The organism is Candidatus Avelusimicrobium sp., assembly GCF_051874775.1.
Lineage (GTDB): Bacteria > Elusimicrobiota > Elusimicrobia > Elusimicrobiales > Elusimicrobiaceae > Avelusimicrobium.
Map to the genome: position 1 here is coordinate 1 of NZ_JBJEGE010000031.1, position 7438 is coordinate 7438.

General features: G+C 49.2%; 11 protein-coding genes. 8 read left to right on the plus strand and 3 right to left on the minus strand.

Going from position 1 to position 7438, the window contains the following annotated elements:
* Positions 1–188, plus strand: a 188-nt coding sequence (locus tag ACI351_RS06890) for an ankyrin repeat domain-containing protein (RefSeq protein ID WP_439734512.1), incomplete at its 5' end; no start/stop codon positions are given.
* A gap of 235 nt (positions 189–423) precedes the next feature.
* Here ACI351_RS06890 and ACI351_RS06895 read toward each other — a convergent pair.
* The 3 genes from ACI351_RS06895 to ACI351_RS06905 form a co-directional block, all read right to left on the minus strand.
* Entirely contained in the window at positions 424–912 is a 489-nt protein-coding gene (locus tag ACI351_RS06895; protein WP_439734513.1) for a type IV pilin protein, read from the minus strand.
* Between the two features lie 538 nt (positions 913–1450).
* Positions 1451–1651, minus strand: a complete 201-nt coding sequence (locus ACI351_RS06900; RefSeq protein ID WP_439734522.1) for an MvaI/BcnI family restriction endonuclease — start codon at positions 1649–1651, stop codon at positions 1451–1453.
* Positions 1652–1665: 14 nt separating this feature from the next.
* The gene (locus ACI351_RS06905; protein WP_439734514.1) at positions 1666–2550 is read right to left on the minus strand and encodes a cation diffusion facilitator family transporter; all 885 of its coding nucleotides are present in this window, start codon (positions 2548–2550) and stop codon (positions 1666–1668) included.
* A gap of 86 nt (positions 2551–2636) precedes the next feature.
* Here ACI351_RS06905 and fmt point away from each other — a divergent pair, with 86 nt between their 5' ends.
* The 7 genes from fmt to rplS are packed head-to-tail and all read left to right on the plus strand — an operon-like array spanning position 2637 to position 6934.
* Positions 2637–3584, plus strand: coding sequence for a methionyl-tRNA formyltransferase (gene fmt, locus ACI351_RS06910; RefSeq protein WP_439734515.1), 948 nt, complete (start codon positions 2637–2639; stop codon positions 3582–3584).
* Positions 3584–4582: a PASTA domain-containing protein gene (locus ACI351_RS06915; RefSeq protein ID WP_439734516.1), complete on the plus strand. Its 999-nt coding sequence runs from the start codon at positions 3584–3586 to the stop codon at positions 4580–4582. The genes fmt and ACI351_RS06915 overlap by 1 nt, the downstream gene beginning before the upstream one ends.
* Entirely contained in the window at positions 4579–5274 is a 696-nt protein-coding gene (gene rpe / locus ACI351_RS06920; protein WP_439734517.1) for a ribulose-phosphate 3-epimerase, read from the plus strand. Before ACI351_RS06915 ends, rpe begins: the two co-directional genes overlap by 4 nt.
* A 48-nt stretch (positions 5275–5322) precedes the next feature.
* Positions 5323–5571 (plus strand): 30S ribosomal protein S16, encoded by a 249-nt coding sequence (gene rpsP, locus ACI351_RS06925; RefSeq protein WP_439734518.1) that lies wholly within the window; start codon positions 5323–5325, stop codon positions 5569–5571.
* Positions 5572–5586: 15 nt separating this feature from the next.
* Positions 5587–5817, plus strand: a complete 231-nt coding sequence (locus tag ACI351_RS06930; RefSeq protein WP_439734519.1) for a KH domain-containing protein — start codon at positions 5587–5589, stop codon at positions 5815–5817.
* Positions 5817–6536, plus strand: a complete 720-nt coding sequence (gene trmD / locus ACI351_RS06935; protein ID WP_439734520.1) for a tRNA (guanosine(37)-N1)-methyltransferase TrmD — start codon at positions 5817–5819, stop codon at positions 6534–6536. Before ACI351_RS06930 ends, trmD begins: the two co-directional genes overlap by 1 nt.
* 5 nt (positions 6537–6541) lie before the next feature.
* Positions 6542–6934 carry a 50S ribosomal protein L19 gene (gene rplS / locus ACI351_RS06940; RefSeq protein WP_439734521.1) on the plus strand — a complete coding sequence of 131 codons (393 nt, stop codon included), beginning with the start codon at positions 6542–6544 and terminating at the stop codon, positions 6932–6934.
* Positions 6935–7438: the final 504 nt, after the last annotated feature.

The window sequence follows — 7438 nt, forward strand, 5'->3', positions numbered from 1 at the left end:
TGGATGGAGTGACTCCTTTGATGATGGCCTGCGATAGAGGAAACATAGCAATTGTAAAATTATTACTTACCAACGGGGCTAATGTAAACGTGAAGGATAATAATCATTGGACTCCTTTGCAAATTGCCAATCAGCGTGGATTTACAGAAATAGCTATCCTTTTGAAACAAGCCGGGGCTAAAGAATAGCATCGTGCTACTTAAACTACACCTACCATTGAATTTAAAAAGCACCTTTACGGGTGCTTTTTTAATTCGTAAGAGAGCGTGGAGCAACGCAAACTCCCCCTGCGGGCGCCTAACCGCGCAGAAATTGGAAAGGCAGAGCGCTGTTTTTGTTTAAAACAAACCCCGAAAGGAAAAAACCGCAGGACGCGGCCCTATAGTCCGCAGCTTTCTTTGGCGCTTTATTAAAAACATAATCTTAAAAATAATAAACTGCATATAGCCCGCTGCTAGAAGGATGAGATTCATTATGCCCCGTCATTGTGCGGCATAAATCATGTCCTTTCTGATTATCGCGGGGATATACCCAACACGAAGTAGGAACGACATTATTCCAACGACGCATATACCATACACCTCCTGTTCCGAATTTTATGTCACATTTACCATATTCTGTATTGTGTAACTTGCAATCCCCCCATTTCTCTCTATATGTATCCCCATCGCTCTCCTCCTGTATCTTTTGCTTATCGGGAACTTCTATATCCAAATCAGCAAAATGCGTGGTATACGTGCCGTTAGCCATATAATAGACCTGCTCGGCTTTATATAAGCTTTCCAACAGCGTTTGCGCTTGAACATACCTTGCCTTGCCAACGGCTTTTTCATACTGCGGCAGTGCAACGGCAGCTAAAACACCGATAATCAGAACAACTACCAACAATTCTATAAGTGTAAATCCTTTCATCTTATTTTCCTCCCCAATTATGCTTTGCGGCTTTATTTGTGGCGTCATCCCGTAGTGCCTTTATACGGGATCTCGCTCGTGCGAAACGACAGACTCCGGATTGCAACCCTCCAAAATGACGTAATAAAACGCTTAGGCCGCCAAACCCGCCGCGTTAAGTCATCCTGAGTCGTTTCTGCTCAGAATCTACCGATTTTGACGAAATAAACCCCCATTGGGATGTCCCGCACAGAAACCCTACGGAATAACCCTATCGTATCAAAAAAAAAAAACGGGTCAAGGAGCGATCCGCCCCGCCCGTTCCCTCCGCGCCCGCGCAAGCAAGCCGAAAATTTTTATGCCTGCATTTGCCAAAGAAATACTTGACAGCCCAATGAAACTTCCCGCACTGAAGCCCGTGGCATTTCGGTTTTGCTAATAAAGAACTCCCCCCGCTTACGCCGGAGGGAGAGGGATACATTACTTTAAAAAGCACCCGCGAAAGTTTTTTTAATTTATAACCTTCGCAAGCTTGCAGCTTGTTTTGCAGACAACCTCGTTATACAACAGAGGTTACCGTCTCATATAAATAAGGAATATCGTTATATCTAATACGCAACTTGGTACCGTGGTTATGCCCTGTGCGCGCATCAAAATCAATATATATTAACCCTTTCTCCATACTCTGGATAAACTTTTTTAAGTTTACTTTTTTTAACATCAGGACGCTGTTATAGAAAAAATACTCTTTACCGTAGATTCTTCCTTTCTACATTATGCCGGTTCCACGTGAATCATAATGTGTTTGACGTTCTCAAACCGTTTTTCCACTTCGTCGTGCACCAACGAGGCGATATCGTGCGCCCGCGTTAGACTTAAATTCCCGTCTACGGCTATCTCCGCATCAATGTAAATTTTATTGCCAAACTGGCGCGTCTGTACGCTGTTTACACGCACTACGCCGGAAATTTGCGCTATAAAATGCCGCAGGTTCCGCTCGTATTCTTCCCCGCAGGAAGTGTCCAGCATTTTAGAAACGGCGTCCTTTAAAATATCGTACGATACTTTTAAAATGCACAACGCAATTACCGCGCTTGCAAGCGGGTCCAATACGGGAAACCCCAACATCGCGCCGCCTACGCCGGCCAAAGAGCCGACGGAGGAAAACGCGTCCGAACGGTGGTGCCACGCGTCGGCCATAAACGCGGAAGAATTTAAAAGTTTTGCATAGTAACGCGTGTACCAGTACATCGCTTCTTTTACAATAATGGAAATCACCGCCGCCCACAACGCTATCGCCCGCGGAACGGCCAAATCCGCATCGTTTCCGGCCAACACTTTGCGCACGCCTTCATAACCGATAAACGCCCCCGTAAGCGCCAAAATCGTCCCCAAAATAAGCGCGGCCACGCACTCTAACCGTTCGTGCCCGTAGGGATGTTCTTTATCGGCCGCCTTGGCCGACATCCGCACCCCCAGCCACGCCACAAATGTGGCAAATACGTCCGACAGTGAATGTACCGCGTCGGACACCATCGCACCCGAATGGCCGAAAATACCCGCAAAAAACTTAAACGCCGATAGTATAATATTCCCCGCAATACCCACAAACGATACGCGGTTTACGATTTGTTGTTCAGCTTGGGAAGAAAGCGTCATAAAAACCTTCTTTATATCAAGATACGTATATTATAGCTTTTTAAAAACAAGGCCTGCCCGCACGCCTTTTTGTTAAAATATAAGTAATGACCCACTTAAAAACCGTTTTTTTCGGCACGCCCGATATCGCCGTGCCTTTTTTGGAACTTACCCGCGAACTGACCGATTTGCAGCTCGCCGTCACGCAGGCCGACAAGCCGCGCGGACGCGGAATGGAAATTTCTCCCTGCCCCGTAAAAGCGCGCGCGCTGGAGTTAAACATACCCGTGTTATCGCCTGAGAAATTAAAAGACAGCTTTGACCAAATCGCCGCCGTTCCGTTTGAGTTGGGTATCGTGGTGGCGTACGGAAAAATCTTCCGCCCGAATTTTTTGGCTCTGCCCAAACTGGGGCTTATTAATGTGCATTTTTCGCTGCTGCCGCACTTGCGCGGCGCGGCGCCCGTTCAGCAAGCGCTTATTCAGGGATATACGCAAACGGGCGTTTCCACCTTTTGGATCCGCGAAGGAATGGACGACGGCCCTCTGTTTTTACAAAAAGAAATCCCCATTCTGCCGCAAGACAACGCGCGCACCTTATTTGAAAAACTCGTTCCCTTGGGCTTGGAAGCGCTGAAAGAAACCCTCACGCGCGCCCAAAACGGCGACTTACCTCAACTTCCGCAAACGGGCAAACCGACCCTCGCGCCTATGATTACAAAAGAGGACGCACTTTTGCGCCCCGCCGAACTGGACGCCCTGACCCTTCACAATAAAGTACGCGGCCTTGCGTGCGGGCCCAAGCCGAAAATTCCGTTTACCCGTAACGGCAAAACGGAATGGCTGCAAATCGTACGCACGGAGCCTGCCGAAAACCAACCGGCAGAAGCAGGTACGGTGCTTTGCATTGAACGCAACAAGGGAATTTTAGTAAAATGTAAAGAAGGAAGTTTGTGGTTGAACGAGGTACACCCCGCCGGTAAAAAACCGATGTCCGCCGAAGCATTTGCCAACGGACGCGGCCTCAAATCGGGCGAAAAGGTGTTTGTAGAATAATGGCCGACAACAATCAAAGTTTTGAAGATTTTTTAAAGAAAAAAAAGAAATCCCACCGCGCCAAATGGATTGCGGCGGGCGTAGTGCTTACATTTTTTATCGCGCTTATCGCCGTATCGGCGGACTGGGTCATCAGCGCATTAGTGCATACCCGCAAGGAAGTTACCGTTCCCGATTTAACCAAAAAACCCGTTACCCAAGCCCTTGATATGCTGGCCACCAGTAATTTGGCGTTAAAACAGGCGGGAGTAGAATTTGCGCAAAGCGTTCCCCCCGGGTCTGTATTGCGCCAGATTCCCTCAGCCGGTTCCACCGTGCGCGAAGGACGCGTTATCCGCGTTTGGATCAGCCAAGGCGACGAAATGGTGTTTGTGCCCAACACCGTAGGGAGCGACTTGCGCGCCGCGCAACTGGCTGTACGGCAGGCGGGGCTCGTGGTGGAAAAAGTGGACAATGCGTACTCCGTTACTTACGAAAAGGGTCTTATCGTTTCCCAATCGCCCAAGGCCGACAGTATGGTACAAAAAGGCGGAAAAGTGTCGCTCGTGTTATCCAACGGCGCACCGCCCGCCAGCGTGATTTTAGTACCCAACTTTAAAAGCAAAAAACTGGCCGAAGCCACCCTGTGGGCCAGCTCGCAGAACATCAATTTAATCATTAAAGAAGACAAAAACTCCGTATTTCCCAACGGGTCCATCGCGTCCCAACGACCGGAAGCGGATTCTCAAATTTCACCGGAAGGAAATCTGGAAGTAGTCGTCAGCCGTCGTGCAATTAACGACGAAGAAAAGAGCTATCACTTGCATTATGAAATGCCGCAAGGCAAAAACGCCAGCCGCGTACGCGTAACGTTAGAGGATGCTACCGGCGACCGTGAAATTTTGAACGAAACAAAACAGCCGGGTTCTAAAATAGACCTTGAAATCCCCTACTCCGGCCGCGCCACTGTACGCGTGTTTACGGACGGAATTTTGGTGCGCGAGCGGGAGGTGGAATGAAAAACGCTTCCAAAATGCCCCGCGCAAATGGTAAAATATCTATTGCGCCCTCCATCCTGTCCGCCGATTTGTACAAACTCGGCGAAGAAGTAAAAATGGTGGAAACCGCAGGTGCGGATTGGCTGCACGTAGATGTAATGGACGGACATTTTGTGCCGAATTTAAGTTTTGGGCCGTCCGTCGTCAGTTCTTTGAACGGAAAAACAAATTTACCTTTAGACGTACATTTAATGGTGGAAAAACCGCTGCTCTTTATTGAGCCGTTTGCCAAGGCGGGCGCGGATCTTTTGACCGTGCATATCGAAGCCAAGGACGACGTATCCTTTGCGCTGGAACAGATTAAAAATTCCGGAGTAAAAGCGGGCCTTTCCATCAAACCCGACACGGATCCCCAACGGATTACCCCGTATTTGGACCGGTTGGATTTAGTGCTTGTAATGAGCGTATACCCGGGCTTCGGCGGGCAGGCGTTTTTGCCCGAAGCCGAAGAACAAATCAAACGGGTAAGAGCGCTTATTAACGATTCCGGCCGCGCGATTTGGCTGGAAACGGACGGCGGCATTAACGCAGAGACGGCCCCCTTGGCAGCACGGGCGGGCGCGGACGCGTTAGTGGCCGGCAGTGCAATTTTCAAAGCCGCGGACCCTGTAACGGCCCTCAACCAAATCAGACAGGCGGCCTCGGACATTTAATTATCAGTCTTTTGCGCCAATGCAAAAGCATCATAAGGAGAGTTATAAATGGCAGTAGTTATCAGATTACAGAGAGTCGGCAAAAAAGCCCAGCCTCAGTATAGAGTCGTCGCGATTGAAAAATCTTCCGCGGTCGGCAAAGAAGCGAAAGAAGTGTTGGGCCAGTATCACCCTTGCAACCCCAATGCGTCCGAACAAGTTAAACTCAATATGCCCAGAGTGGAATATTGGATGAAAGTCGGCGCAAAACCGTCTGAAACCGTCGCCAGCTTGATTAAAAAAGCCAGCGCCAAATAAACTGCGGTGCGCGTTATGAAAGAACTCGCGACGCTGCTGTTAAAATCCCTTTCTTCTGCGCCCGAAAACGTGGTGGTGGAAGAAAAAGTGGAACAAAACAAAGTTTATCTGTCCACGAAAGTGGACGCCGCCGACAAAGGTAAAGTGATTGGCAAGGACGGCTGTATCATTAAAGCCGTACGCACCGTGTTAAACGCGGCCGCCGCCAACCAGGATAAAAAAGTTACCCTAAAGCTGGAAGACTAATGAAAATAGACGTTATCACCGCTTTTGAAGAAATGATAGATCACGCACTCTCTCACAGCATTGTGGGGCGGGCGCGCAAAGCGGGGATAATCAAGTTGGCTACGTTAAGCCCCCGCGCATTTGCGCAGGATAAACACAAAACCATAGACGACCGCCCTTACGGCGGCGGGCCCGGGATGTTAATGAAAGCCGAGCCGCTGTATCAGGCGATTAACAAGTTGCGCAAAAAAACGTCGTACGTCGTACTAACCAGTCCGCGCGGCCAAACTTTTAACCAAGAACTGGCTAAAAAATTGGCAAAAAAACGCCACCTCATTTTCGTGTGCGGGCATTATGAAGGTATCGACGCGCGGATTTATCCCGAGGTGGATTTAGAAGTATCTTTAGGCAACTTCATTTTGACGGGCGGAGAACTCGCCGCCTGCACAATGATAGACGCAATTACGCGGCTGCAAAAAGGCACTTTTAAAAAAGAAGGCGTAACGGTTACGGAGTCGTTTGAGGAAAATTTGTTGGAAGCCCCGCAGTATACGCGCCCCGAAGTATGGCGCGGACAAAAAGTACCGGCGGTGCTGCTTAACGGAAACCACAAAGAAATTGAAGCGTGGAAACGCGAACAAGCTTTACAATTAACAAAACAGTTAAGACCCGATTTGCTTGAAACCGCCTCTCTAAAGCCAAAAAAGGTCACTAAGAAAAAAACGATTCGGAGGAAGTAAGTTTTATGAATATCAACGACATTAAACACAATCTCAAAACCAACATTCCGCAGTTCAAAGCCGGCGACACCGTGCGCGTGAAAGTAAAAGTAGTCGAAGGTGACAACGAAAGACTTCAGGCTTTTGACGGCGTAGTAATCGCCCGCCGCGGTTCCGGCATCAGCGAAACCTTTACCGTGCGCAAAATTTCGTTCGGCGTGGGCGTGGAACGCATTTTCCCGATTCACTCCCCCCGCGTGGACAGCATTGAAGTCCTCAAGATCGGCAAAGTAAGAAGAGCCAAACTCAACTACTTAACCAAACTCTCCGGTAAAGCCGCCCGCTTGCAGGAACTCAAAAAACCCGCCGCCAAAACCGAAGCTGAAGCTCCGGCCGAAGCGGCCCAAGAGGCGAAATAAGTTACCCGAGGTAACCGAACTCCGATTCAACCCCGCGCATCAGTTTTGCGCGGGGTTTTTTGTAACGACAGATTCCGGATTACAACCCTCCGGAATGACGAAGAGAAGCACAACAGATTCCGGCATGCTGCCCGCAGCTTCCCTCCTGCAATAATATTTGAGCAGACAGCCCGCCAAGTACGCGGCGTGGACAGGAATAATAAAAAGACATCATCCCTACATCCGCCCTGCCAAGTGATATTAACTATTTGGGAATAACAGTACTCAACCACCGCCGTGGCATAAAAAAACCGCCCCCCAAACTGCGGGAGGCGGAAAAGGCAAATACCTTAAAACGCTTACAGACCAGTACCAGCAGCAGCGGGAGCAGTACAAGCAGACCCTGCCGCAAATGCAGCCATCGTTCCCGCAGCTCCCTCAGAGGCAGCTGTACCATCTGTAGTCGCTGTCGTACCATCACTGCAGCATTCCTTAGTATACGCATCAATACCGCAGAAATCCGCA